This is a genomic window from Fimbriimonadaceae bacterium (assembly GCA_019454125.1).
Classification (GTDB): domain Bacteria; phylum Armatimonadota; class Fimbriimonadia; order Fimbriimonadales; family Fimbriimonadaceae; genus JALHNM01.
The window spans coordinates 1,804,525-1,830,007 of record CP075365.1 but is presented as its reverse complement, the minus strand read 5'-3'; the positions used below and the strand labels follow the sequence as shown (position 1 = coordinate 1,830,007).

The following is a 25,483-nucleotide window of genomic DNA, read 5'->3' as shown; positions in this document are numbered from 1 at the left end:
TTCCGAGCTCCATGCCTTAATTTTCTGAGGGTCTAGGCATGGAGCCTGACTAAGTTCCCAGCTACACCCTGTCCAGCCGGGTATCCGGGCACCCTCACCCCGGTTCGCTCGCTCACCGACCCTCTCCCCCGGAGGGGCGAGGGTTCGGCATGCAAATTAGTGGTGGTGGTGGCCTTCGTCTTCCTGCCTCGGAACCTCGGCGATGGCCGCTTCGGTCGTCAGGAGGAGCCCGGCGATGGAGGAGGCGTTCTGCAGGCAAGTGCGGACGACCTTGGTGGGGTCGACGACACCGGCCGCGAGCAGGTCTTCATAGACGAGCGTGGCCGCGTTGAAGCCCTTGCCCTCGGTCTTGACCTTCTCCACGATCACGCTGCCCTCGGCGCCCGCGTTCTCCGCAATCGTGCGAAGGGGCGCTTCGATCGCCCGGCGCAGGATGTTGAGGCCGATCTGCTCGTCGCCTTCCAACCTCATGCCATCGAGGACCTTGCCCGCCGTGATGAGCGCGGTGCCGCCACCGGGGACGATGCCTTCTTCCAGCGCCGCTCGGGTGGCCGAGAGGGCGTCCTCGATCCGGGCTTTCTGCTCCTTGAGGGCGGTCTCGGTGGCCGCGCCGACCTTGATGACGGCGACGCCGCCGCTGAGCTTGGCCTGGCGCTCCTGCAGCTTCTCCTTGTCGTAGTTGCTGTCGGTCGTCTCGATTTGGCGCTTGATCTGGCTCAAGCGGCCCTCGATGGCGCCCTTCTCGCCCTTGCCGTCGACGATGGTGGTGTGGTCTTTTGTGATGACGACCTTGGCGGCTTGACCGAGCATGTCGGGCGTGACGTTCTCGAGCTTGATGCCGAGGTCGTCGCTGATGAACTGGCCCCCGGTGAGGATGGCCATGTCTTCCAGCATCGCCTTGCGGCGGTCGCCGAAGCCGGGCGCCTTGACGGCGGCGACAGGCAGGTTCGCGCGCAGACGGTTGAGCACGAGGGTGGCAAGGCACTCGTTCTCGATGTCCTCGGCGACGATCACGAGCGGGCGGCCCATCCGAAGCACCTTCTCTAGTAGCGGGACGATGTCCTGCACGGAGCTGATCTTCTTCTCATGGAGAAGGATCATCGGGTTCTCGAAGACGGCCTCCATGCGGGTGGCGTCGGTGACGAAATAGGGCGACATGTAGCCCTTGTCGAACTGCAGACCGTCGACGATCTCAAAGGTGGTCTCGGCGGTCCTGCCTTCCTCGACGGTCGTGACGCCGTCTTTGCCCACCTTGTTGATGATCTCCGCCACAAGGGAGCCGATGCCTTTGTCCTTGGCGGAGATGGTGGCGACCTCCTCCATCCCCTTCTGGCCCTCGACCGGCTTGCTCATCTTGGTGAGCTCTTCGACGATGGCGGCGGCGGCGGTCTGGATGCCCTTGTTGATCTGCATCGGGTTCGACCCGGCGGCCACGTTCCGCGCGCCTTCCTTGAAGATGGCCTGGGCGAGGACGGTGGCGGTGGTGGTGCCGTCGCCCGCGGTGTCGTTGGTCTTGCTGCTGACTTCGCGGATCAGCTGCGCGCCCATGTTCTCAAAGCGGTCTTCGACCTCGATCTCTTTCGCGATGGTGACTCCGTCGTTGATGATCTGCGGCGAGCCGAACTTCTTGTCCAGCACGACGTAGCGGCCGCGGGGGCCGAGAGTCACCTTCAGCGCGTTGGCGAGCTTATCGACACCGGCCTCGAGACGGGCGCGGGCCTCCTGGCTGAACTTAAGGTCCTTGGCAGCCATGGCTTAGCTCGACGCCCCCACCGTTTCCTTCACCCCGGTCAAGACGGCCAGGACGTCGTCGGCGCGTAGGATGATGTAATCCTTGCCTTCGACGGTGACCTCGGTGCCCGAGTACTTGCCATAAAGGACCGTGTCGCCGGCGCTGACGTCCATCGGGGCGAGCGTGCCGGAGTCCATCCGCTTGCCGGGGCCGACCGCGATGACGGTGCCCCTCAGCGGCTTTTCTTTGGCCGTGTCAGGAAGGATGATGCCGCCCGCGGTGGTCTCCTCCTTCGGCGCGGCTTCGACGACGATGCGGTCGTGCAGAGGTTGAAGCTTCATAGTGGTTTGGCACTCCTTGAGTGAGAGTGATAATGCGATTGGCAGTATATCCGCGAGAGTGCCAACCGCCCAGGTCTGGAGACGCACCGCCTCCGCAAACTTTTCAGAAAATCTCGGAATGTTTGCCCGTCCCCACGAAACCTCGTCTATAAAGGGATGGACGGCGGACCATCAACCGCCACCGCTTGAGAGGTTAGCGTGCAAAAAGCAGGGTCAATGGCGATCCTTATGGCAGGGCTGTCCCTTGCGACAGGGGCAGCCCGGGCGGAGACTCCGCAGGACGGCAGGGTCCCCCCGCCCAACCTGCCCCCGGAAGTGCGTGTGGACGCCGCTTCCGGTGTGCTGCCTTGGGTTCCCCGGGTCAGCCGTGCGAGCTGGCTGGAACTGCTCTCCCCGCGGGTCGTGGTGATGCAGGTCGAGGCGCCCCTTAGGACGCCGCAAGTCGAGAAGATGCTCCGTCGGGTCGGGCGGGCCTATCCCGGCAGTCCCGTGATCTTTGTGACAAAGGGCGACGGGGCGCTGCTCCCCCGGGCCCTGCCGGGCCTAGAAGAACGGATCGCCGGCCCGAGTTCGGGCCCTATGGTCTCGTCCGCCATGGGCCAGAACGCGCGTCCCCTTCCTGTCGCCCGGGACAATCGGTTCGCAAGTGCTCCCCGCAAGCGGGTTCTTCCTCCCGAACCTTCGCCGGCGGCGGCGCGCCACTACCCTGAGTTTAATGTGGAGATTCCGGAGGGAAGCGAGGGGTATCTGTTCGCAACGGGGGTCGCGCTCCTGGTGCTCATCTCACTTATGCGCAACCCGCCGCTCACGAGCGATTAGCGTCCTACGATTGGGGCTCGGGCTGGAAGATCCAGAACATCGCCCCGTGGGGATCTGAAACGAGGCTCATCCGCCCGACCGTCGGTACGTCGATGGGGCCGTGGACCATCTTGCCGCCGAGTTCCTCGCACTCGGCGACCTTGGCATCGTGGTTGTCGACCGCCATATAAACGGCCCAGTGGGGCGAGGCACCTTGGGTGTTCGCCGTGTCGAAGACGCCGCAGACGCCCTGGCCGTGCGACTTCATCATCGTGTAGGCGCCGTCAGGCATGTCCATCTGGGTCGGCTCCCAGCCAAAGAGGGCGCTATAAAACTGGGTCGTGGCTTCGACGTTCGGGGTGTACACCTCGTGCCAGACAAACGTTTTTCCAACGGCTGTGATGAATTCGTCCATGTGTTTCCTGTTCCTGCGGGCCAGAGCTCCGCGCTCCTGTAATACCCGTTTGAGAACGGGCCGGTTACCAGGGAAATCGTGCGTCCCCTGGGAGGTTTCGGGACTTCGGGTAGCTTGGTGACGGTTTGATGCGGCACTTTTTTGGCTTTCTGTTTTGCCTTGGCTGTGCGTCGAGTTTTGCCGCGGACGCGCGCGCTAACGGCGCCCAGCTCATCGTCAACGAGCAGCTCGTGCACACCTTCGCCACCAGCTTCGGCGGTTGGAACCCTCCGCGGCGCGCGCAGCATGCGGCCGAAGTCGTGGGCGGATGGCAGGCTGGTACCGAGTTCGGGGCAAAGGCGGCCGGTCCGAACTGGAAGGTCTTTCTCGGTAACCAGACCGTGGTGAACGTCAGCCCCCAGGAGGCGGCAGCCTTCAAGACGACTCCGCAAGACCTCGCCGCGACCCTCGCCCGCCGCCTGAACCTCGCGGTCGGGCTGCCCGCCCTGCAGGTCGGGCAAGAGTCGCTGACGATGACGATGGGCGCCCCGGTGCGGCTCCGGGTGGTCGGACACGAGGCGCGCAAGGCCGTACTGGAAAGTTCGCCGACCGGCGTTGTGCGCATTGAGCGAGGCACGGGAGAACTGATCGTCTCGCCGCTGGCGATCGGCCGGACGGTCTTGCGCATCAAGGGCCCGACCATCCAGGCGGAGGTCGCCATCGCCGTCCTCGCCCCCGCACTCAACCCGCAGGGGGGCTATATGGCCGAGGTCTTCGGGAGGTTTGCGACGAGCGAAGAGGTCGCGGACGCGGTCCGCAACGCGCTGCAGAACCAGCCCAACGTCCCCGGAGCGACCACGATCGAGGTCAACCCGGGCGCACCCGGGGGACTCGCGCTGGGCGAGAGCCGCACGGTGACGGCGTCGGTCCAGGCGACCGGGCAAGGCTACGCGCCTTTCATCGGCCCCGTCTCGGTGCGCGTGGCCAACGTCGGCGCGACCCCGGAGCGCGAGGCCGAGCTTTGGTACAGCAACGACCCCGAGAACGTGCCGTTGCCGAGCGACCTCTATTGGGGGCAGCTCGTGCCGGATCGGTCGATCCGACTGCTTTACCACCACAAGAACGTGGCGACTCGCGAGCTCACCTTCCGATACCTGCTCGCGAACCCGAGCGACCGGACGGCTCGGGTGGTCGTGACGCTGGGCGACAGCAACCCCGAGAGCGACCCGACGCGGGCAGGGTACTCGGCTGCGGAGCAGTTCCTTACAAAGCTCTTGCGCCAGGCTGGGGAAGTCGTCAATGTGCCACCGGGCGCCATCGTCCCGATGACCGTCCGGCGCGTGGCCCCTGGGGACACGATGAGCGGCCTCGCCTCGCTCACGCTCCTCGATGGCGGCCCGGAGCGGGTCGTCGTGGTCGGCGACGCGAACTGGCTGGAGCAGCAGTGGGATCCGTGGTGGGCGGCGCACCGCTCCATCGGGGCGTGGCGGTACGTCCGGCCGCGTTGGTTGGACCGATATAACCTGCCGCTGGAAGGGGTCCAGCGCCATGTCTATCCCAGGCCCTTTCGAGACGTGAACTTCAGCTACGAAGTCGGCGGCCCGGTCGGATACTTGCGGATCGGCGAGACGCCCATAGCCAGCATGAACCTGGAAGGGAAGCTGGAAGGCAACTTCGGCGTGGTCTATACGATCACAGGGCGGCTGAGCAACCCCACGCCGGAGCCGGTAGAGGTCGAGGTCGGCTACGAGGCCAGCGCGGGCTATTCGGCCGGGATCTTCGTGATGAACGACACGCTCGTCAAGTGCGGCACGATGCAGCCTAAGCAAAAGGCGGTCGTCGGGCACGTCCGCCTCTCGCCCGGGGCGACGAAGGACGTCGTCCTAAAGACGATCCCCCTGAGCGGAGCGAACTATCCGGGCACGCTCACCCTGCAACAAGTCGGCATTGAGTAGGCCCTCGAAATGCATGGGCCTCGCGCGCGTCCAGTATTTCTGAGAGCCCGATGCAAGCGTCCTTCGCCGTGATCCACGACCTATTCGAACCTCAGGAGCCGCAAGTCGCGGCGGAAGGCAGGAAGACCGGCGCGGACGCGGCGGAGAGCTCCCGCTTGGGCGAACAGGCGATCCTTGCAGGCGACTACGAAGCCGCGATCGCGCACTTCCGCAACGCGGTGGAGCAGAGCAGCGAGAAGAACCCGTGGGCGCTCATGCAGCTTGGCAACGCGTATTCCGAGGCGGACCTGATCCCGCAAGCCTTCCGCCAGTATCAGAAGGCGAAGCGGATCCAGAAAAGCGGGGAACTGATGGTGGCGATCGCCTCGCTCTACCAGCGTTTTGGGGGCAAGGCGAAGGACGCCCTGGAGGCCCTCCGCCAAGCGGTGGAGCTCGAGCCGGAAAACCCCTTCCCGCACCACAAACTGGCGGAGGCTCTGCGGCACTATGGGTTCAGAACCGACGCGCTAACGGCGGCGAGGGTCGCGGTGGCGTGCGCCCCGGACCAGGCCTTCTACCACTATTGGCTAGGCGAGCTGTTGCTCGAAATGAGGCGCTTCGGAGAGAGCGTGGAGTCGTTGCACGCAGCGATCGAGCTTTCGCCGGGCGAGGCGAACCTCTTCTTCTTGGCCGGGCAAGCGCTCTGGGGCGCAGGGAGGAGCGCGGAAGCGATCCGCGCGATCCGCCTGAGTTGTGACATCGAGCCGGATTTTGCGGCGTATCGCATCGTCCTCGAGCGGTTCTTGCGCCAGTCGGGCTTCGCCTCCGAGGCGGAACGGGAGGCCAAGGCAGTGGAGAACGCGGCCCCCTTCGACCGGGAGATCGCCCGCAAGGCGCTCCAGCGCTTCAGCCTCGCCTAGCTCGGGCGAGAGATCTGGAAGAGCGTCAGGAGAAAGACGGCGACGAACCCAAGCCGCACGAAGCGCAGCCGAAGTTGCCAGACCTTAACATCCTTGCCCCGGACTACCAGCGTGAGCCACAACCCGCCGATCAGGTACACCGCCGCACCGATGAAAATGGCGATCGGGAGGTCTCTATTGACGGAAAGCAAGCTCGTCGCCGCGATGAGCAGGCCGAGGATGGCGGTTCCGAATGCAAGGTACGGGTTTAGCAAGAACGCCGGCATCGTCTCTAGGTTGATCCTGGCATGGACTTGAGCGCACTCCTGCGATTTTGTGCCCAGGAAGGCATGCTCCTGGCCACAGGGCAGATCGCCGACTTTGAGCAGTTCTGCGAAGGGCTCTACGAAGCGAACCGGGTGATGAACTTGACACGGGTGCCATATGAGGACTGCGCTGTGCGGCACTTTGTCGATTCGCTCCTGGTCGCGCGGTTTGCCCCGGAAGGGTCAACTGTGTTGGACGTCGGCGCGGGGCCGGGCTTTCCGGCGTGGCCCCTGGCCTGCGCCAGGCCGGACCTCCATGTGACCGCAATGGACGGCTCGAACAAGGGGTTGTCCTTCCTGCGCCGCTTCCCGCTCCCGAACCTGGAGATCGTCCAAGTCAGGGCCGAGGAATGGGTTCGCCGCGAGGAGTTCGAACTTGTCACGGGCCGGGCGCTGGCCCCGCTTGCCGTGCAGCTAGAGGTCTCGGCGCCGTGGGTCGCGGTCGGGGGGCGCCTCGTGCCGTTCCGCACCCCCTCTGAGCGGGCACAGGTGGAAGCCCTGAACGTCGGGACGCTCGGGCTGGAGCTAGAACGCATCGAGGAGGTGCCACTTGCCGGCACGGAAGTCGTGCGCCTCTTCCCGGTCTACGTGAAGCGCACGAAGACGCCCTCTCGTTATCCGCGGCGTTGGGCGGAGATCAAGGCGGCGCCGCTCACTTAGGCTTCTTGTCGCTGCCCATCTGGATGAAGCGGAGCAATTCAGAGGCGCGTGGGTTGTCCGGATCGACCTTCAAGGCGCGTTGGAGGTACGCCTTGGCCTCCCCGCCTTTCTTCAGCTGGATCTTTACCGAAGCCGCGGTGACGAGGGACTCCGGGTCTTCGGGCGCCAGGTCAAGCGCGGTCATGGCGTTCGTCTCGGCGTTCTCGAAGTCCAGCTTGTCGAAATAGATGCGCGCCAGTTCGGAGTGGATCTGGGCCATGGCGAGGTCGTCGTCGGGCGTAGGCTCGTCCGGCACGAACAAGAGCGCTTGCTGCAACGCCTGCTCCGCACCTTCGTCGTCGCCGAGCGTCCGGCGCAGGATCCCCTTGAGCAGGTAGGGGCCGTAGCTTTGAGGATTGTAGGCGACCATGCCTTCGATCAGGGGCGCGGCCTCCTTTAAGTCGAGTTCCTCCGAAGACGTCAGTCCCTCATGCCGGTCGCGCTTTGCGAACGCGCTCTGGGTCAGGGTGCGGACCTTGTCGAGCGTGGCGACGTACTCGCGGTCGTCACGGATGATCGGCGGGGCGTTCGGGTCGGGCGCGCAACCCGCCGCAATGATGATGAGGCCTAGCGCAAGGCCCTTAGCCGACAACGATGTTCACCAACTTTCCGGGCACGACGACCACCTTTTTGACCGTCTTTCCATCCGTAAAGGTTTGTACCTTGGCCGAGGCGAGCGCGGCGGCCTCCAGTTCGTCCTTGGTCGCCTCCGCCGGCATGAGGATCGTGTCGCGAAGTTTGCCGTTCACTTGGACGGCGATGGTCACTTCGTCGTCCTTGGCGAGCGCTGGGTCGGCGGTCGGCCAGTCTTGCTGGTAGGTGAAGCCCTCCTTGCCCAGCGACTCCCACAGCTCGTCCGCGCTGTGCGGGGCACCCGGGGAAAGGAGCAGGACGAGAGTCTCGACCGCCTCGCTAAAGGCCTCCGGAGCCCCCTCCTCGGTTTTGCCCGATGATTGTGCGGGTGAAAATGAGGAGGGGGTTGGGGGTGGAGATCCGGAACCCCCTCGGCCCTCTGGGGCAGAGGGGGCGGCCATCCGCTTGCGAAGGTCATAAAGCGTGTTTACAAACTCCATCAAGCCGGAGACGTAGGTGTTGAAGGCGAAGGCCTCGATGTCCTTGGTCGCCTTGGCGATCGCCTTGTGCGTGGCGCGGCGGATGTCGCGGGCGAGCCCGGAGTCTCCCCCCCCAACCCCCCCCTCAGTTTCGGGGGCACGATCATCCCCCAAAACCGAGGGGGGGGCTTCGCCGAGCCTCATCCTCCAGTCCGGCACGAAGTCGTCCCGAATCTCTGCGACGAGGCGGAAGACGCGCGTCAGGAAGCGCGAGGTGCCGTTCATTCCCTCGTTCGTCCACTGGACGTCCGCTTCAAACGGCGCGACGAAGAGCTCGAACAAGCGCAGGGCGTCGGCGCCGAACGCCTCGACCGCCTCTTCCGGCGTGACGACGTTGCCCTTCGACTTGCTCATGCGGACCCACTTCCAGGTGACCTCCTCGTCGGGCATTGCGGACGCCTCAGCGTAAGAGACCAAGATGCCGTCCTCGCCGACACCCAAAGTCTCGCCCTCGCGAGGAGCGCGGTAGGGGGTGTTTCCAAGGACCTGGCCCTGGTTCTTGAGCCGGGAGAAGGGCTCCGTGACGCTGACCAGCCCTGCGTCGTAGAGCACTTTCGTCCAAAACCGGGCGTACAGCAAGTGCATCACCGCGTGCTCGGCCCCGCCGACATAGCAGTCCACCGGCATCCAGTAGTCGGCCTTCGCCCTGTCCCAGGGCTCGGCTTCGTTGAATGGGTCGGCAAAGCGCAGGAAGTACCACGAGGAGCAGGCGAAGCCGCCCATCGTGTCCGTCTCGCGTCGACCGAGCGTTCCCTCGGGCGTCGTGCAGTTGAGGAATTCGGGGATGCCGGCGAGCGGGGAGGATCCGTCGTCGCCGGGTTCGTAGCTCTCGACGTGCGGCAGTTCCACCGGCAGTTGGTCCTCCGGGATCAGCATCATGTCGCCGTCCGGGGAGTAGCAGACCGGGATCGGGCAGCCCCAGAATCGCTGGCGGCTGATTAGCCAGTCGCGCAGCTTATAGTTGACCCTGCGCTCGCCGATTTGGTTGTGCTCGAACCATTCGCCCAGCTTCTCTTGGGCTTCGGCGACGCTCAACCCGCTGTACAGGCCGGAATTGATGAGGAAGCCGTCTTTGGATTCAAAGGCCCCCTCCTTGTCTTTGCCCGATGGGGGTGGAGATCCGGAGTCTCCCTCCCCAACCCCTCCCTCAGTTTCCTGGGCACGGACATCTCCGAAAACCGAGGGAGGGGCTTCCGGAGAGATCACGGGCCGGATCGCGATCCCGTACTTCTTCGCGAAGTCAAAATCGCGCTGGTCGTGGCCGGGAACGGCCATGATCGCGCCGGTGCCGTAGCCCATCAGAACGTAGTCGGCGACGTAGATGGGCACCTGCTCCCCGCTCAGGGGATTGAGCGCGTAGGCGCCCAAAAAGACGCCGGTCTTCTCGCGGCCCTCGGCCTGCCGATCCGTTTCTGTGAGGCGCTGGGCCGTGGCGACGTAAGCCTCGACCTCCTCCCGCCGTCCTTCGTCCGCGTCTCGAAGCACTTGCTTGACAAGCGGGTGCTCCGGCGCGACGACGCAGAACGTGACGCCGAAGATCGTGTCGATCCGGGTCGTGAAGACGCGGATGGAGAGTGCGCGTTCGCGCAATGCGAGGTTCTCCGGAGCCCCCTCCTCGTTTTTGCCCGATGATTGTGCGGGTGAAAATGAGGAGGGGGTTGGGGGTGGAGACTCCGGATCTCCCTCCCCGGCCGCTCCCTCAGTTTTCGGGGCAGGAGCATCACCATAAACCGAGGGACGGGCTATCCGAACCTCCATCTCGAACTCAACTCCCTCGCTGCGTCCGATCCAGTTGCGCTGCATCTGCTTGATGCCTTCTGGCCAGTCGATGGTGTCCAGGTCGTCGATGAGGCGCTGCGCGTAGTCGGTGATCTTGAAGAACCACTGGGGGATCGCACGTCTCACGACCGGGGTGCCACAGCGGTCGCAAAGGCCACCCACCACCTCTTCGTTCGCCAGAGCCGTCTTGTCCTTCGGGCACCAGTTGACCTCGGCATTGCGCCGGTAGGCGAGCCCCTTTTTGTAGAGCAGTTCGAAGATCCACTGCGTCCAGCGGTAGTAGCTCGGCTCACAGGACTTGAACGAGCGAGACCAGTCGTAGCTGATGCCGACCAAGGTCATCTGTTCCTGGTAGCGGGCCGCGTACCGGTCGATCATTGGCGCAGGGTGGGTCTTGTTCTTGATCGCCTCGTTCTCGGCCGGGAGGCCAAAGGCGTCGAACCCCATGGGATGCAAAACGTTGTGACCTTGCATGTACCGCATCCGGCAGAGGACGTCCGTGGGGATATAGTTACGGCAGTGGCCAACGCTGAGACCGGCCCCACTGGGATAAGGGAAGAAGTCCAAGCCGTAGAACTTCGGTCGGTCTGGTGCTTCCCGCGTGCGGAAGAGGTCGGCTTGGGCCCACCTTTCCCGCCATTTAGCTTCGAAGGACTGCGGCTCGTATCGGTCGGTCACGAGCCCATTTTGACGTTTTGACCGACAAAGGGTAAATCTAGGACATGACCTTCACCGTAAGCGAGCGCGGACGGCTCGACCGATTCTTGAGCGACCGCTTTGCGGAGCACAGCCGTTCTAAGCTGGCGAAGCTGGTCACACACGGCCTTGTGCAAGTCGACGGCGAGGTCGTGACGAAGACCGGCTTCGACCTACGGCCCGGCATGGTCGTGGGTTTGGAGGAAGTCCCGGAGACTCCTGCCCACGACCTCACTCCCTATGCTGTTCTGCTCGACGTCCCCTATGAGGACGAGCACCTGCTCGTGGTGAGCAAGCCGAGGGGCATGGCGACCCACCCCGCCCCCAGCACGTCCTCACCGAGCCTGGTGAACGCCTTGCTGGCGCGGTCGCACGGTTTGAGCAGTGTGGCGGGCGAGTTCCGGCCCGGAATCGTCCACCGATTGGACAAGGACACGACCGGGTTGCTCTTGGTGGCGAAGACCGATGCCGTCCATGTGGCCCTGGCAAAACAAATCCAGGCAAAGACGGCCCTGAGACGCTATGTCGCCATTGTCGCAGGCGAGCCAGCCTCAGAACGTTTTGTGGTCGATGCCCCCATCGGCCGAGACCGGTCGCACCCGACGCGCATGGCGGTCGTGCCGGAAGGGAAGGGGGCGCGGACGCTCGTCCACGTCTTGAACCGGCTGGAGGCCGGCACGCTCCTTGCCGTGACGCTCCAGACCGGCCGCACCCACCAGATCCGGGTGCACCTGGCCGCATGCAACCTGCCGGTGCTGGGCGACCCGCTCTATTCTCCGAAGAGTCTGCGCGAGCACCCGCTCCAGCTCCATGCGGCCCTGCTTTCGTTCGACCACCCCGTTTCGAAAGTCCGCACCACCGTGTTCGACCCCCCGCCACACGATTTTTACGGCCATGAGCTGGTGGACCGGGCTCGGCTCGAGGCGGTGGAATGACGGAGAATTCGGCTTGGCACCGGTCGTTGACGGTGGGCTTGGGGAGTCTTTCGAACTTCGACCTGCTGACCCTTGCCCTCACCCGTGAGGAGCGCGACGTCGGCGCGAACGAGCCTCTCGTGCGACAGGCGTTCCGCGACTACCAGATCACGCAGTTCAAGGACCTCACGCCGGCGGAGCTTAAGAACGTCACGGGCATGGAGTCTTACGAGGCGACGCGCGTCCTGGCCGCGATCGAGATCGGGCGGCGCGCGGGCCTTGCGAGCCAGGGCCTGCGCGGACAGACGGTGGCGTCGCCGGCAGACGCCTACGAGGTCTTCAAGGACCTTGCCGACCAGCAGCAGGAGCACTTCTGCGCGGCCTTCTTAGACTCAAAGGCGGCCGTGCTGGCCCGAAAGGTGGTGCACATCGGAACCCTGAACGCGAGCGTGGTGGGGGCAAGGGAAGTGTTCCGCGAGGCCGTGCGCCAGAACGCGGCGAGCATCATCGTGGCCCACAACCATCCGAGCGGGGACCCGACCCCCTCGCCGGAAGACATCCGCGTGACCAAGCATCTTGCGGAGGCGGGACGGTTGCTGGACATCCCCCTGCTGGACCACCTCATAGTCGGTCACAATGGCCGTTACACCAGTCTCCAAGAAACGGGCCAGATATGACAGAACCGCAAGGATGGGAAGAGGTCGTCGGCGAGCTGCGGCAATCGCTGGAATCGATGCACCACGCTCGTGAGGCGGGCCTGCGGCTCTGTCGCTCGATAATCCAGGCGAGCGCGAAGTGCATCCGCCACATCCACCGCCGCCAGTTTGACGAGGCTGTCGTGCTTTTGGAGGATGCGAAGGGCGTGTGCTCACAGGCGAGGCGCTCGCTGGGCGAGCACCCCGCCCTCTTTTACGCGGGCTATCTGCAAGACGCCGAGAAGGAACTGGTCGAAGCTGCCGCCGTGCTGGCGATCGTGCGCGGCGAGGCAGTGCCAAACCCTGAGAGCCTGGGGGTCGGCGCGAGCACCTATTTGAACGGGATGGGCGAAGCCGCGTCAGAGTGCCGCCGCTACGTGCTGGACGACCTGCGGAAAGGGAACCTCGCCGCCGCGGGCCGGGTGCTGGGCACGATGGAAGGCATCTTCGACGATCTCGTCACGTTTGACTATCCCGACGCGCTCACAGGCGGTCTGAGACGCACCTGCGACGCGCTCCGGGCGGTGATCGAGCGGACGCGGAGCGACGTCACCATGACCCAAGTCCAATGGGAACTCATGCAAGAGTTGAAGCGCGCGCGCAAGGGAGAAGTCATCCTTTAGGAGCCCGCAATACTACTGCGTCCTGCTATTAACCCAGGCTTAACTTCTGCGAAGTAGCTTGAGTTTTGAGGGCTGCTTCGCGCGGCCCCGACGAGGTAGTAATGCGAAACTCTTTGATTCTCGCCCTGGCGGCGATTATGGCCGTCGCTTCCGCTCAGACTCCGGTCAGCGGATACAAGTTCAGTGGCAACCTGGACGCCTACTTGGACAACAACGCCCCCTACGTCCTGCCGCTTGAGCACCGCACCGGCGGGCGTCCGACCCAGCTCTTCGGCCCGACCAACTTCGTGATGGACACGGTCGGCACTCGGAACAAGATGGTCGCCCAGTTTCCGGTCGACTCGTTCTTCCGCGTCAACCATGGGATGAACGGAAACGGGGGCGGTTTCTACTTGAACGAGTACTCGCTCGTCGTCGACGTCAAGTTTACGAACGCGGCGATCGGCGGCTTCGCCTCGCTCTTTAACACGACGGCCGACAACGGCAACGACGGCGACACCTTCATCCGCTGGGACGACGACGGCAACGGCAACCCGATCGGCCGCATCGGCATCAGCGGACAGTATGCCGGCGAGATCTCCCCGAACGTCTGGAACCGAATCGTGATCACCTACACGGCGCTCACCGGCACGTTCAAATACTATGTCAACGGGGCGCTGGCCCAAACCGTCACCGGTCAGGGCGGCATCGATGGCCGCTTCGCCATCTACACCTGGAACGACGAGGATCCGGACGCGGACCACTACGACCTCTTCGCGGACAACGACGTTGACCGGGGCGCTGGCTTCGTGAGCCTTCTCGTCAACTACGACCAGGTCCTGGACGGCACGTTCGTCGCGGGCCTCGGCCCGGTCGGCACGCCGATCGGCGAGACCACCGAGGTCGTCGTCAGCCCGAGCAGCTTCCAGGTCCGCCTCGGCCGATTGGACTCGGGCAACCTCCAGAGCCTTCTCACCGAGGACAACAACGCCCTGCGCGTCTGCAAGTTCATCGTCCCGAACCTCGTGGTCCCGCCGGTGAACGTCGAGGTCAACGGCGTCTCGCCGACCGCCAACCCCAGCTCGCTCAAAACGGCTGTCAAGAGCCGCATGGTCCATACGGGCTCCTTCCGCCAGACCCTTGAGATGTTCAACTTCACGACGAACACCTGGGACGCGACGGACACCCGAAGCGACGCGATCAACACGGCCTACGCCACTCGCGAGTTGACGGGCACGGGCGCCCTCGGCCGCTACGTCGGGGCGGGCAGCGCCATCCGCATGCGCTACACGGTCCGCCAGACCGGCCCGGCTGCGGTCGTCAACTGGTGCCACGACACCGACCTGGTCAACTGGACCGTCGGTAACTAAACGGGAAGCGCTGGTGTCGGGAAACCGGCACCAGCCTCCTGACTGCCGCCCGGCGCGCTAGTTCGACCCTTGATCCAGGATGCCTTCAGCGACGAAGATCGGCGCCTCGAAGCGGATCGCCAAAGCGATCGCGTCGGACGGCCGGCTATCGATCTCTAGCTCTTTGTCGCCCTGCCGCAAGTAGATCTTCGCGTAGTAGGTGCTGCCCCAGAGGTCGTCGATGACAATGCGGTCTAGGGTGGCCTCCAGCCTATCCAACATGTTCCGGATGAGGTCGTGCGTCATCGGGCGGTCGGGCTGCTGGCCCTCAAGGGCCAAGGTGATCGCGGTCGCCTCGTAGATGCCGATCACGATCGGCAGACGCCGCTCCTCGTCGTTCAGGAGGACGAACTGCTGGACTTGCTCGCCCGCTTGGGCTGCATAAACGCCATTGACCTGGACTTCCACGGGCTCGCCGTAATCGGCGGGGTGGTCGGGCCCAGGGTCAGACTCGTCGTAGGGGAAGAACGACGGTGGGCGCTCCAAGTCGTCGGAATCTCCGGGGCGCTCCTCTGCCATTCTTTGCAAGATACCAGCCTTGGCCAAATCTAGCCGGTGAGGTATTCGCCCACCGTTCGGCAATCCGCCCGCTCCGGGTCTTCGAAGACGGCCAAAGAGTCCGCCAGGGCAAGGGCCGTGTCGATGCTGGTCACGCACGCGACCCCTGTCTCGATGCAGGCTCGGCGGATCCGTGACGCCTGCTCGGTCGCGGTTTGGGCTGGCCCGGGCGTGTTCACCATCAGGCTCACCTCGCCGCCAAGGACGCGGTCGAGTATGTTCGGCTCGCCTTCCTGGATCTTGTTGATCCGCTCGCAAGCAGTGCCGCTCTGAACGATGGCGGCGTGTGTCCCGGGCGTGGCCGCGATGTTATAGCCCCGCGCGGCCAACTTCTGGGCGATCGTGACGGCCGCCTCCTTGTCTTCCCCTGCCACGGTCAAAATCACCTGCCCGTGGGGCCGGAACTGGACGCCGCTGGCGACAAGGGCCTTGTAAAGGGCGGCCTCATAGGTGCGGTCGATACCGAGGACCTCCCCTGTCGACTTCATCTCCGGGCCCAGGGCAGGATCGACCCGCGCCAGTTTCTGGAAGCTGAAGACGGGCGCCTTCACGGCGTAAAGCCTCGGCTCGGGGAGGGGCTGGTTGAAATCGGTGATGAAGCGGCCCGCGACCCGCGATCCCTCCGGCCGCTCCCCTTCTGGCGCGGGGCTCCAAAGCCCGCTCCGGTAGCCCATTGAGGCAAGGCTCTCCCCCATCGTGACCCGGGTCGCCAGGCTCACCATCGGGATGCCGGTGACCTTGCTCACGTAGGGCACCGTGCGGCTGGCGCGCGGGTTCACCTCGATGACGTGGGCCACCCCGCCAGAGACCACGAACTGGGCGTTCATCAAGCCGCGGACCTCCAGGGCCCGGGCTATCCGGGAAGAAACCTCGACCATCTGCCCCACGACCTCGGCGCTAAGCCCGACAGGGGGGATCACGGTCATGGAATCGCCGCTATGGACCCCGGCCCGGTCGATGTGCTCCATGACGCCTGGGATGAAGGTGTCGATCCCGTCGCTCACGACGTCCAGCTCAGCCTCCACGCCGAGGAAGTACTTGTCGACGAGCACGGGCTGGCCGGGGTTCGCCTCTTCCGCGTGGGAGTAGAAGGCGTCTAAGTAGTCCGCGTCGTAGACGATGTCCATCGCGCGTCCGCCCAAGACGAAGCTGGGCCGGACGAGGACGGGATAGCCGATCTCCTCCGCGACCACGCGGGCATCGGCCAGGGACCGGACGGCCCTGCCTGGCGGCCGTGAGACGCCTAGCCCGGACAAGAGCGTGTCGAACTGGCTACGGTCTTCGGCCGCCGCGATAGATTTAGGGGCGGTGCCGATGACAGGGATGCCGGCTTCCTCGAGGTGGCCGGCCAGGTTGATCGCGGTCTGGCCGCCGAATTGCACGATAACCCCGTCCGCTTTCTCGTGTTCGACCACCCTCCGGACATCGGCGAGCGTGACGGGCTCGAAGTAGAGCGCGTCGGCGGTGTCGAAATCAGTGCTGACCGTCTCCGGGTTGTTGTTGACGATCACGGCCCGATAGCCGGCTTCTCTCAGGGCCCAAACGCAGTGGACGCAGGAATAATCGAACTCGATGCCTTGTCCGATCCGGATCGGACCTGAGCCGAGAACGACAACCGTGCCCTTCGCCATCTAGCGGGGCATTCTGACACGCCGAGTCACTGGCCTCGGTCCTTTACGAGGACGTCGTGTCCCAGATAGAAGTGGACCGAGTGCTCCGCAGGCTTGACCCAGACCAGCCCCACAGGCACGTCCGGAAGGGCGAAGGAGGCCACCTTCCGGGCGTCTTCGAGACGGATTGCGCCGCCATCTAGGCGGCGCACTTCAAGGTGCAACAGGTCCTCCTCGCCCTCAAAGGCATAGGTGAAGCCTCCGGCTGTGGCCACGTAAGGGGACTCGGGCGAGGTCGAGACAGGGATCTGGCGGGCGGCGACGACCGCTTCGACGACGGCGGCAAAGACGCGGTCCCGGGCGAGTTCTTCTTCGGTGGTTGGCAAGAAGCTCACAAGACTCTGGCGGAGTGGGTGGGATTCGAACCCACGATAGGGTTTTGCCCTATACGCGATTTCCAGTCGCGCTCCTTCGACCACTCGGACACCACTCCGCGCCGTGCCATTGTGGCACCGACTCAGCCCCGCAGGGGGGCTAGGGCTAGGGGCTTCCGAAAAGGAACCAGGAGACCCAGAGCGTGCAATAGGCGGCGCTGCCGACCAGGGAAGCCTTCCGGACGAAGTCGAGGTTGATCTTGGAATAGGCGACCAAGGCGCCCCAGGCGGCGACCAGTGTCGTCCCCTTCACGAAGGCAAAAAGGAGCTCGCTCTGCTCGATGAAAGGCCGCATCACCGGGTTGAGCTCCACGATGAGACCCGCAGAGTGCAGGACGGCCGTCACAAGCAGGTCGACGAAACCAATCGCCATGAGAAGACCGATCGCCCGGGTCGGCAAGAGTCGTCGCCATGCGGGGATCGTCAAGGTTGCTCCTTCCATCTGTTTAACGGCCTTGCTCAAGGCGCTTCACGAAGCGGTCTTGGATCGCGTGCAACGTGGCGCCTTTTGCGGACGGACCGTTCATAAGGATGGCGACCGCAAGTTCGCGGCCGTCTTTCGTTATCAGCAGTCCGGTCAACGTTGATACCGCATCAAGCGTGCCGGTTTTCCCGAAAAACTGGCAATCCAGCAATCTTGACCGGAGGGTTCCTTCCCCCGGCGCGGCCAGGAGTTTACGCCAGGTGGCGGCGTTTGGCCCGTCGTTCGCCCAGAGGTAAGCCCGGCACAGTGCCCGGGCGGTGGCGTAGTTGTGGCGGCTGAGCCCGCTGCCGTCCATGGGGCGGACTTCGCTAGGGTCGAGGCCGACCTCGCTGACGAGGAAGGTGTGCAACCTTGCCGCCGCGGTGGGATAGCAGTCCTCCGGCATCGGCCCCTCGGCCAGCGCCGCCCGCATCAGCAGGTGTTCGGCGACGAAATTGTCGCTGCGCTCCAGGCAGAACTGCGCGCGCTCTTCGAAGGTCTTTCCGAGCACGGAGAAGTCGGGCGGTCGAAGCGGGGGCTCCTCGTTCGTGCGGACGAGCTCTCCTCCGAGCAGGCGGGCGGCACTCGCGTCCGGTTCCGCCATCGCGTACTTTCCGAACCCGGCCCGGCGGCGTGGCGGAGAGCCCTTGAGCGAGGCCGTTTTCGCCTGCGGGTCATAGATGATGTCGAACCGGCCGTCGCCCCCCACCCAGGAGAAGGTCAGGCGCTGCTCGGGAGGTTGGATCATTTTCTTCCCGTCCCAAGTGAGGTCGAAGACGCCCTTGTCGAACGCGAAGGCGTAAGTCGGCGCCGCGTAGTACCAGGGGATGTCGTCCAGTTCCCAGTCCGGGCCGAAGCCGGGATGGTAAGCCTCGCGCACTTTTATCGGTGTGCCGGGCGTGACCCCCAGCGATTTCTTTGCCTCAAGCAACTGCCTGCGGCTCAGGTCCGGATCGCCCGGAGCGTCCACAAAGATCGAGCCTTCCTCTTTCCAGAAGCGGGTCAATGGTTGTTCGTCGAGCGACAGGCGCGAGAGCGCGAAGAGCACGGTGAAGACTTTCTGGTTCGAGGCCGGCACCAGGAGCATGTCCGCGTTCCGGTTGTAGACCGTGTTGCCATTGCGGTCGAGCACGCAAACGCCGAGGGCGGCGTTCTTCAACGCGGGACTGGCGAAGACCTCGTCCAGTGCCAACGCGTCTTGCGCGAGACTGACCAGCAAAGGGAACAAGGGCGTAATGTTACCGGGCGGAAGCCCCTCCTTCAAAGCTTACAGACGAAGAAGCGGCCCGACTTTTTTCAGTCTGGAGACTGGAGGGCGCGGAAGGGAAACGAAGGGTCCCACGCCCGCCGCCTCTTGGATGGGCCTTCGCCTAGTCACCGTGCCGATCTCTGGTCTCGCTCATCGGTAGACTGGTTAGCAGATGGACACGGTGGCGAAGAGCGTCCCCCAACCCAAGTTGATCTTTGAAAGGAGCCGGTCGGGCCGGATCGGTTGCAACTTGCCGAAGGCGGACACACCAGAGGTCGACCTCGAGGCGGTCCTCGGCAACGTCCGCGCGGAGGTTCCTTGGCCCGAGATCGCCGAGCTCGACCTGCTGCGGCACTTTACGAACCTCAGCCAGATCAACTACGGGATCGAGACGGGGTTCTATCCGCTCGGCTCGTGCACGATGAAGTACAACCCGAAGATCAACGAGCGCACCGGTTGGCTTAGCGGCTTCGCCATGCTCCACCCGTTGCAGCCCGAGCCCACTGTCGACGGGGCGCTCGAAGTTCTCGCCTCGGTCTACGACTTCTTGAAGGAGATCACGGGCTTCGACGCGATCACCATGCAGCCGGTCGCGGGGGCTCACGGCGAGTTGACCTGCTTGATGCTCATCAAGGCTTACCACGAGAGCCGAGGCCAGGGCGACCAGCGCAAAGTGGTGCTCGTGCCGGACTCGGCCCACGGGACGAACCCGGCCAGCGCGGCACGCTGCGGCTATGACGTCAAGACCATCCCCACGGACGCGGAGGGGAACACGGACCTCGCCGCACTAGAAAAGGCGCTTGACGACACAGTCGCCGCCTTCATGGTAACCAACCCTTCGACGCTCGGGCTCTTCGAACTGCATATCCAGCGGGTTTGCGAGATCGTCCACGCCGCGGGCGGCCAAGTCTTCTGCGACGGCGCGAACATGAACGCGATGGTCGGCACGACCCGGCCCGGCGACCACGGCTTCGACTGCATGCACCTGAACCTGCACAAGACGTTCAGCACACCGCACGGCGGGGGCGGCCCCGGCTGCGGAGCGATCGGAATCAAGAGCCACTTGGAACCGTTCCTTCCTGCCCCCGTCCTGCAACGCGGCGAAGACGGGAAGCCGTACTTCGACCGCCAGCGGCCGCTGAGCATCGGCCGGGTGAGCGGCTACTACGGCCAGTTCCTTATGGCGGTACGCGCGCTGACCTACCTGCTGGCCTATGGCAAGGAGGGCCTGCCCCAGATCAGCCGCTTTGCCGTGCTGAACGCAAACTACGTCAAAGCGCGTCTGAAGGATGTGCTTCCGGCCGCTTACGACCGCCCTTGCATGCACGAATGCGTCCTCACGGCCACGCCCTATAAGAAGGGCGGGGTGCGCGCCCTGGACATCAGCAAGCGGTTGATCGACTACGGCTTCCACCCGCCGACGAACTACTTCCCGCTAATCGTGCCGGAAGCCATGATGATCGAGCCGACCGAGACGGAGGCGAAGGAGACGCTGGACGCCTTCTGCGACGCGCTCGTGAGCATCTGCGAGGAAGCCAAGGCCGATCCGAACCTCCTCCACTCCGCACCCACGAGCCAAATCGTCGGGCGGCTCGATGAAGCGAGCGCCGTGAAGAGGCTCGATGTCAAGTGGTCGCCAGGGAGAGACCCGGTCACGGTATAAAGCGGGGCCTATGCGCGAGGTCGTCGTCTTCACTCGGGCTCGGTTCGGTCAAATCGACCCCGACGCTTTAAGGGACCTGCGCGAACAGGTCTTGGAACACCTTCAAATCGTCCCGGGGTTCATCTCGATGAGCCTCTGGGAACGGTTTGACGATCCCTTCGCGTTCTGCACGCTCGGCCACTATCGGTCGGAAGCGGACGCCCTCCAAGCCTTCGAGACGCTCGTCAGCAGCGACGTCTATGAAGCCTTCGAGCGGCTGCTTGTGGGCTCTCCGGACATCCTTCGGCTCGTAGTCTTGGAAAAGAAGGGCGGCACGCTCGAGCAGATGAGGGCCGGAACGTTCCTTTCCACAAGCATCCGCATCTCCGACCCGGGGATGGAGGACGAACTGGTCGGCGAGCTCAGTTCGATCTTCGACGAACTCGCGATGATCAAGGGCTACAAGGGCAGCATGGTGCTGCAGCACGACGACGTCGCGGAAGAGATCGTCGGCATCTGCTTCTGGGGGTCGCGCCAGTCCTACGAGCAAAGCCTCCCCGCGAAATCGCTTTACCGTGTCGACCTTTATCAGCGCGTGCTCTAACCCGGGGCCTTATCGGTTCGGCTCGCTCGAGGGGCCGATCGGCGGCATCGAGAACATGCTGCGCGACGCGGCCCTGCTGGGGAGCGGCTTGCGCTTTCGCGTCTACCGATGGGACGGCGTCTGGGTCAGCCTGGGAACCGGGCAAAGCCCGGAGCGGGCCCTGGTGGACCCTGGCGCGACTCGCTGGGTGAAGCGCCCGACGGGTGGTCGTGCTGTCCTTCACGGGCACGATGTGACTCTCGGGCTGGCGATGCCCTTGGCGAGCCTGGGGCTCGCAGAGGGGGAAGGCCGCAGCGTTCGCAAGGTCTACCAGCGGATCGTGCCGTTGCTCGGCGAAGCGCTGAGGCTGAGCGGGGTCGGCGCGGCCCAGAACGGGAGCCGCACGCCCTATGGCCCCGGGGCCGACTGCTTTGCCCACGTCGCCGCGACCGACCTGGTGGATGCGTCCGGACAAAAGGTCTGCGGGTGCGCGCTGCGGATCTATCGGGGAAGTGTGCTCGCGCAAGCGTCTATCCCCGCCGGGCCGCCCCTCTGCGAACCTGCAAGCGTCATTCGAAACGGCGCGCCCGCCTACTGGGTCAGACTCTCGCCCGAGGCCCTCGCTGGGGCTATGGAGCGCGTGTTGGCCCAGTTCGCATCGTGATGTTCGAAAGAAACGTACAATAAGGAACCGTGAAGAACTCCCGATGGGCGCTAGCCGTCCCGACTTTCTGCGCCCTGGCGCTCTTCCTCGCCGGTTGCCAGCCGCGCGAAAAAATGAACGTCTCGTTCGATCCCGATGCGAAGAAGGAGAAGACGGACGTCGTGCGCGAGAGCGGTCCCTCTGACGGATTGGTCGCTGCGACGAGCGAACCCACTGCCACCGGCACGACGACGACCACGCCCCCCCCGACCGATCCGAGCACCCCGACTTCGAACCAGGTTGCCCGGCCGGACACGGTGTCGAAGGTCACGGATGCGCCCGTGGCGCCCTCGACTCCAGTCTCCACCGGAGGAGTCACGTTGAAACTTGTCATGGAATCTGGCAAGGAGATCAGTTTCCGCTCGAACAGCGAGTCGACCCAGAAGTTTAAGGGCGACGAGAAGAACATGCCGAAACCGACCACCAGCAAGAGCGAGACCGACTTGAAGCTCAAGGTGCTGGAAGTCAAGGACGGCAAAACCAAGGTCGAAATGATGATCGCGAAGGTGAAGTCGGACGCGGGCGACGCCGCAATGCAGGCCCAGGTCGACCAGGCCACAAAGAAGATGGAGGGTGCGTCGGTAGTCTCCACATACGACGCCCGCGGCAATGCCCTAAACCAGGAAGTGACGAAGGGCTCGATGTCCGACATCGTCGCAGCGGGGCTCTCCTCGAACACCGGGTTTTTCGGGCTCACTTACCCAGAATCCGCGGTTAAGGCGGGCGACACCTGGTCCGGCGTGATGAACTTTCCGAAAATGCTCCAGGCGATGATGCCGATGCAGGGCGCGACGTTTGAGAAGGGTGACGTTCCCATCAAGTTCACGCTGAACTCCTATGACTCGGCGAAGGGAACGGCGAACATCACGTTCAAGCTTTCTGGAAGGCCGGTCATGATCATGAAGATGCCCGCCATGAAGGACAAGGAGGGCAAGACCATCAGCGAGGCGCGAGAGATGCGCACCACGTTTGTGATCGACACGACCGGCAACGCCACTGTCGATGCAAAGTCCGGCATCCCATCAAAGATCGACTACCAGGGGCAGATCGACGTCCAAGGGCTTATGGGGATGAGCCTTACGCAGACGATCAAATCCACCCTGGTCCGGAAGTAACCCATGGAAACACAGGTCAAAGAAGGGGCCGATTTCTCGAAGGTCCGCGCCGTCTTCTTTGACCTTGACGACACGCTATGCGCCTATTGGGACGCGGCCAAAGGCGGCCTCAGGGCGGCCCTCGACGAAGTCCCCGTTCCCAACGTGACCAAGGAGACGCTCCTCAAGACGTGGTCGGAAGAGTTCCGCCGCTTCGCCTCCGAGTTGAAGACCTCGCACTGGTACGAGATCTATCTGAGCCAAGGGGGCGTGACCCGGACGCAGCTCATGAACGAAGTCCTTCTGAGCCTTGGGATCGATGACCCCGAGCTCGCCTGGCGCCTGAGCGACAGCTATGGCCGGGAACGCAACGCGCGCCTGCGGCTCTTTCCTGAATCCATCGAGGTGCTGACCGTGCTCCAGCGGGCCTATCCGCTCGGCATGATCACGAACGGCCCCGCGGACATTCAGCGGCAGCAGATCGCGACTTTGGGGATCAACGACTACTTCTCGCACATCCTTATCGAAGGCGAGTTCGGGAAAGGGAAGCCGGACATCGCGGTCATGCGACGCGCCGAGGAGATGGCAGGCGTCGAGCCGCACGAGATGCTCTTCGTGGGCAACAGCTATGCGCACGACATGGTGCCGGCGATGGATTGCGGTTGGAAGACGTTTTGGATCCGTCGCAACTCTGACGTTGCGCCAAGCAGCAGGACGGGTAAGCCGGAGGAGGCGCCGCCCGGCTCGCGGGTGCCCGATGCGGTCGCCGACGACCTGCGCGCGCTGTTCCAGATCCTTGGCGTCCACGCCCAGCACGAGTGAGCGAGGCACGAGAAAGCCCCTCGGCATTCCTGCGAAGGGGCTTCTTGAAGCGGCTTAGTTGTTGACGGCCTTGATCGCGGCCGTGAGCTTCTCGGCCTTCTGCGAAGCGTTCATATCGACCCACTTCGCCGTGACCTTGCGGTTCTTGTAGACGAAGACCGTGTTCTTGGCCTTGAGGTCGATCTTGTAGTCCTTGACGTACTCGCTGTCCTTGGGGACATAGGCCATATCGATGTCCTTGTAACCCGTCTTGTCAGCGAGTTTTTGGATGGACGTGGCCATCTCAGCCTCCTGGCCGGGCTCGTTCAGGAAGATCACGAACACCTTCAGCTTGGAGTCCGGAGACTTCACGGCCCCATTGAGCAAGCCCGCGATGGCGGCCACGTTGTCGTCGCTGTCCCCGTTGAGCCAGACCTGGACTGCGGGCAAGTTGCCATAAGTGCAGGGCGGGCAGTTGTCCGTGCCTCCGTCAGGGCCCGTCACATGCTGCGGGTGGAACGGGGTGACGGTCTCTCCGATTTCCGGTCCCGACGTCACTTCCCGGGAAAAAAGGGCGAACGCGGGAAGGGCGAGGGCGGCGATTGCGACGGCGCCAAGGATCAGCTTTGAACTCATGTAATTGCCTCACGGTATTGAACGGCAGATCTCCCGAGCGAGTTCCCAGGGTGGTCTGTGGTGCCCGCAAGGGGTAACCTTGAGTCCCTGTGAACGTACCAGACGACCTCCGCTATACGAAGTCCCACGAATGGGTCCGAATTGAAGGCGATACGGCCACGATCGGCATCACCGACCACGCCCAATCGGAACTGGGCGACATCGTCTTCGTCGACTTGCCGACCCCCGGTCGCGCGGTCAGCGCGGACGAGACGTTCGGTTCGGTAGAGAGCGTGAAGACGGTCTCCGACCTCTATGCGCCGGTCTCTGGAGAGGTCGTAGCCGTGAACGAGACCCTCGGGGCACAGTCGGAGTTGGTGAACTCCGACCCTTATGGAGCGGGCTGGATCGTCAAGGTGAAGCTTACTGACCCCGCGTCCGTCGAGGGACTGCTCGATCCCGAGGCCTATCGGGCCGTCGCGGAAGGCTAAGGCTGTCCGCACCCTGTCCGTGCCTTTCGAGGTAGGGCCCGGAGCAAGACGGTAACCTCGCCGCCACGATGAGGATCGCCACCTTTAATGTGAACTCGATTCGCGCCCGGTTGCCGATCCTCACGGCCTGGCTGGAGATCGAGCGCCCGGACGTCGTAGCCCTGCAGGAGACAAAAGTCAGCGACGACAAGTTTCCGCTGATGGACCTCGAGTTCCTTGGCTACCACTCCGTCTTCCACGGCCAGCCCCAGCGCAGCGGCGTGGCCATCTTGAGCCTCACGCCCGCCCTGGAGTCCGTCCAGGGGTTCGAAGACCCCGAGTGGCCGGACGACGCACGGCTCCTCCGCGCACGGTTCGGCGACTTTTCGGTGGTTTGCACCTACGTGCCGAACGGCACTCGGGTCGGCAGCGAGCCATACGCGTATAAACTCGCCTGGTTCGACCGTTTCCGCCGCTACATCGAGCAGCGTTTCCAGCCCGAGGAGAGGGTGGTCTGGCTCGGCGACATCAACGTCGCTCCCACCGATGACGACGTCTACCACCCCGAAAAGCGCCGCAAAGACGTCGGCTTCCAGCCCGAAGAGAAGGCGGCCTTGGCCCGCGCAGTCGAATGGGGCTGGACCGATTGCTTCCGAAAGCACACACAGGGCCCCGGCCACTATACGTTCTGGGACTATCTGATCCCGCGAAGCCTCGAACGCAACTACGGCTGGCGGATCGACCACATCTATGCGACCCCGCCCCTGGCGGAAAGGTGCGTGGAGTGCGTCGTCGACAAAGCGCCACGGGCCATGGACCGGCCAAGCGACCACACGCCTTTGATCGCCACCTTTGACCTTTGAACCTAAAACCCTGCCCCGTGACAGAAAGATGCTGATAAAGACACGGTTGTTGCGTGACGCGGAGGGAA

The 25,483-nt window shown here is 64.2% G+C and carries 27 protein-coding genes and 1 tRNA gene; 15 read left to right on the top strand and 13 right to left on the bottom strand.

What is annotated here, in order from left to right:
* Positions 1-156 precede the first annotated feature (156 nt).
* Together groL and groES are read right to left on the bottom strand one after the other, a co-directional pair.
* Positions 157-1,752: a chaperonin GroEL gene (gene groL, locus KF733_09045; protein ID QYK55149.1), complete on the bottom strand. Its 1,596-nt coding sequence runs from the start codon at positions 1,750-1,752 to the stop codon at positions 157-159.
* Between the two features lie 3 nt (positions 1,753-1,755).
* On the bottom strand, positions 1,756-2,073 hold the full coding sequence (groES, locus tag KF733_09040) for a co-chaperone GroES (GenBank protein QYK55148.1): 318 nt from the start codon (positions 2,071-2,073) through the stop codon (positions 1,756-1,758).
* Between the two features lie 216 nt (positions 2,074-2,289).
* Between groES and KF733_09035 the strand changes: the two genes are divergently transcribed.
* On the top strand, positions 2,290-2,892 hold the full coding sequence (locus KF733_09035; GenBank protein QYK55147.1) for a hypothetical protein: 603 nt from the start codon (positions 2,290-2,292) through the stop codon (positions 2,890-2,892).
* Between the two features lie 4 nt (positions 2,893-2,896).
* Here KF733_09035 and KF733_09030 read toward each other — a convergent pair whose 3' ends face one another.
* Positions 2,897-3,286, bottom strand: a complete 390-nt coding sequence (locus KF733_09030) for a VOC family protein (protein QYK55146.1) — start codon at positions 3,284-3,286, stop codon at positions 2,897-2,899.
* Between the two features lie 128 nt (positions 3,287-3,414).
* Between KF733_09030 and KF733_09025 the strand changes: the two genes are divergently transcribed.
* Together KF733_09025 and KF733_09020 are read left to right on the top strand one after the other, a co-directional pair.
* On the top strand, positions 3,415-5,220 hold the full coding sequence (locus KF733_09025; protein QYK55145.1) for a hypothetical protein: 1,806 nt from the start codon (positions 3,415-3,417) through the stop codon (positions 5,218-5,220).
* A gap of 50 nt (positions 5,221-5,270) precedes the next feature.
* Entirely contained in the window at positions 5,271-6,119 is an 849-nt protein-coding gene (locus KF733_09020; protein ID QYK55144.1) for a tetratricopeptide repeat protein, read from the top strand.
* On the opposite strand, the gene KF733_09015 is transcribed toward KF733_09020, so the two are convergent.
* Positions 6,116-6,385 carry a hypothetical protein gene (locus KF733_09015; protein QYK55143.1) on the bottom strand — a complete coding sequence of 90 codons (270 nt, stop codon included), beginning with the start codon at positions 6,383-6,385 and terminating at the stop codon, positions 6,116-6,118. The genes KF733_09020 and KF733_09015 overlap by 4 nt on opposite strands.
* Positions 6,386-6,406: 21 nt before the next feature.
* Here KF733_09015 and KF733_09010 point away from each other — a divergent pair, with 21 nt between their 5' ends.
* Positions 6,407-7,084: a 16S rRNA (guanine(527)-N(7))-methyltransferase RsmG gene (locus tag KF733_09010; GenBank protein QYK55142.1), complete on the top strand. Its 678-nt coding sequence runs from the start codon at positions 6,407-6,409 to the stop codon at positions 7,082-7,084.
* Here KF733_09010 and KF733_09005 read toward each other — a convergent pair.
* On the bottom strand, positions 7,077-7,715 hold the full coding sequence (locus KF733_09005) for a hypothetical protein (GenBank protein ID QYK55141.1): 639 nt from the start codon (positions 7,713-7,715) through the stop codon (positions 7,077-7,079). The two genes, KF733_09010 and KF733_09005, sit on opposite strands and share 8 nt — an antisense overlap.
* Positions 7,705-10,692 (bottom strand): leucine--tRNA ligase, encoded by a 2,988-nt coding sequence (locus tag KF733_09000; protein ID QYK55140.1) that lies wholly within the window; start codon positions 10,690-10,692, stop codon positions 7,705-7,707. Before KF733_09000 ends, KF733_09005 begins: the two co-directional genes overlap by 11 nt.
* Positions 10,693-10,736: 44 nt before the next feature.
* Here KF733_09000 and KF733_08995 point away from each other — a divergent pair, with 44 nt between their 5' ends.
* From KF733_08995 to KF733_08980, 4 genes are all read left to right on the top strand, one after another.
* Positions 10,737-11,645 carry an RluA family pseudouridine synthase gene (locus KF733_08995; protein QYK55139.1) on the top strand — a complete coding sequence of 303 codons (909 nt, stop codon included), beginning with the start codon at positions 10,737-10,739 and terminating at the stop codon, positions 11,643-11,645.
* On the top strand, positions 11,642-12,301 hold the full coding sequence (radC, locus tag KF733_08990) for a DNA repair protein RadC (GenBank protein ID QYK55138.1): 660 nt from the start codon (positions 11,642-11,644) through the stop codon (positions 12,299-12,301). The genes KF733_08995 and radC overlap by 4 nt, the downstream gene beginning before the upstream one ends.
* The gene (locus KF733_08985) at positions 12,298-12,942 is read left to right on the top strand and encodes a hypothetical protein (protein QYK55137.1); all 645 of its coding nucleotides are present in this window, start codon (positions 12,298-12,300) and stop codon (positions 12,940-12,942) included. The genes radC and KF733_08985 overlap by 4 nt, the downstream gene beginning before the upstream one ends.
* Before the next feature lie 101 nt (positions 12,943-13,043).
* Positions 13,044-14,291, top strand: a complete 1,248-nt coding sequence (locus KF733_08980; protein QYK55136.1) for a hypothetical protein — start codon at positions 13,044-13,046, stop codon at positions 14,289-14,291.
* Positions 14,292-14,348: 57 nt separating this feature from the next.
* Here KF733_08980 and KF733_08975 read toward each other — a convergent pair whose 3' ends face one another.
* The 6 genes from KF733_08975 to KF733_08950 all read right to left on the bottom strand — a co-directional run bounded on the left by KF733_08975 (position 14,349) and on the right by KF733_08950 (position 18,623).
* A complete protein-coding gene (locus KF733_08975; GenBank protein QYK55135.1) occupies positions 14,349-14,849 on the bottom strand; it encodes a bifunctional nuclease family protein in 501 nt (166 codons plus the stop codon).
* Between the two features lie 29 nt (positions 14,850-14,878).
* Entirely contained in the window at positions 14,879-16,519 is a 1,641-nt protein-coding gene (gene carB, locus KF733_08970; protein ID QYK55134.1) for a carbamoyl-phosphate synthase large subunit, read from the bottom strand.
* A gap of 26 nt (positions 16,520-16,545) precedes the next feature.
* Complete coding sequence (locus tag KF733_08965; protein QYK55133.1) at positions 16,546-16,893, bottom strand: hypothetical protein; 348 nt, start codon at positions 16,891-16,893, stop codon at positions 16,546-16,548.
* Between the two features lie 7 nt (positions 16,894-16,900).
* A tRNA-Ser gene (locus KF733_08960) sits at positions 16,901-16,991 on the bottom strand.
* A gap of 47 nt (positions 16,992-17,038) precedes the next feature.
* Positions 17,039-17,374, bottom strand: a complete 336-nt coding sequence (locus tag KF733_08955) for a hypothetical protein (GenBank protein ID QYK55132.1) — start codon at positions 17,372-17,374, stop codon at positions 17,039-17,041.
* 4 nt (positions 17,375-17,378) lie between these two features.
* Positions 17,379-18,623, bottom strand: a complete 1,245-nt coding sequence (locus KF733_08950) for a D-alanyl-D-alanine carboxypeptidase (protein ID QYK55131.1) — start codon at positions 18,621-18,623, stop codon at positions 17,379-17,381.
* 193 nt (positions 18,624-18,816) lie between these two features.
* Between KF733_08950 and gcvPB the strand changes: the two genes are divergently transcribed.
* Genes gcvPB through KF733_08925 form a run of 5 tightly spaced genes read left to right on the top strand, consistent with a single transcriptional unit; the run spans position 18,817 to position 23,488 of the window.
* A complete protein-coding gene (gene gcvPB / locus KF733_08945) occupies positions 18,817-20,307 on the top strand; it encodes an aminomethyl-transferring glycine dehydrogenase subunit GcvPB (protein QYK55130.1) in 1,491 nt (496 codons plus the stop codon).
* A 10-nt stretch (positions 20,308-20,317) separates the two neighbouring features.
* A complete protein-coding gene (locus tag KF733_08940) occupies positions 20,318-20,890 on the top strand; it encodes an antibiotic biosynthesis monooxygenase (protein QYK55129.1) in 573 nt (190 codons plus the stop codon).
* On the top strand, positions 20,862-21,533 hold the full coding sequence (locus tag KF733_08935; protein ID QYK55128.1) for a hypothetical protein: 672 nt from the start codon (positions 20,862-20,864) through the stop codon (positions 21,531-21,533). The genes KF733_08940 and KF733_08935 overlap by 29 nt, the downstream gene beginning before the upstream one ends.
* 29 nt (positions 21,534-21,562) lie before the next feature.
* Positions 21,563-22,687, top strand: coding sequence for a hypothetical protein (locus KF733_08930; protein QYK55127.1), 1,125 nt, complete (start codon positions 21,563-21,565; stop codon positions 22,685-22,687).
* Positions 22,688-22,690: 3 nt separating this feature from the next.
* A complete protein-coding gene (locus KF733_08925; GenBank protein QYK55126.1) occupies positions 22,691-23,488 on the top strand; it encodes an HAD family hydrolase in 798 nt (265 codons plus the stop codon).
* 54 nt (positions 23,489-23,542) lie between these two features.
* On the opposite strand, the gene KF733_08920 is transcribed toward KF733_08925, so the two are convergent.
* On the bottom strand, positions 23,543-24,103 hold the full coding sequence (locus KF733_08920; GenBank protein QYK55125.1) for a hypothetical protein: 561 nt from the start codon (positions 24,101-24,103) through the stop codon (positions 23,543-23,545).
* An 89-nt stretch (positions 24,104-24,192) separates the two neighbouring features.
* Between KF733_08920 and gcvH the strand changes: the two genes are divergently transcribed.
* Together gcvH and xth are read left to right on the top strand one after the other, a co-directional pair.
* Positions 24,193-24,573 carry a glycine cleavage system protein GcvH gene (gene gcvH / locus KF733_08915; protein ID QYK55124.1) on the top strand — a complete coding sequence of 127 codons (381 nt, stop codon included), beginning with the start codon at positions 24,193-24,195 and terminating at the stop codon, positions 24,571-24,573.
* Positions 24,574-24,641: 68 nt separating this feature from the next.
* On the top strand, positions 24,642-25,415 hold the full coding sequence (gene xth / locus KF733_08910; GenBank protein ID QYK55123.1) for an exodeoxyribonuclease III: 774 nt from the start codon (positions 24,642-24,644) through the stop codon (positions 25,413-25,415).
* Positions 25,416-25,483 lie beyond the last annotated feature (68 nt).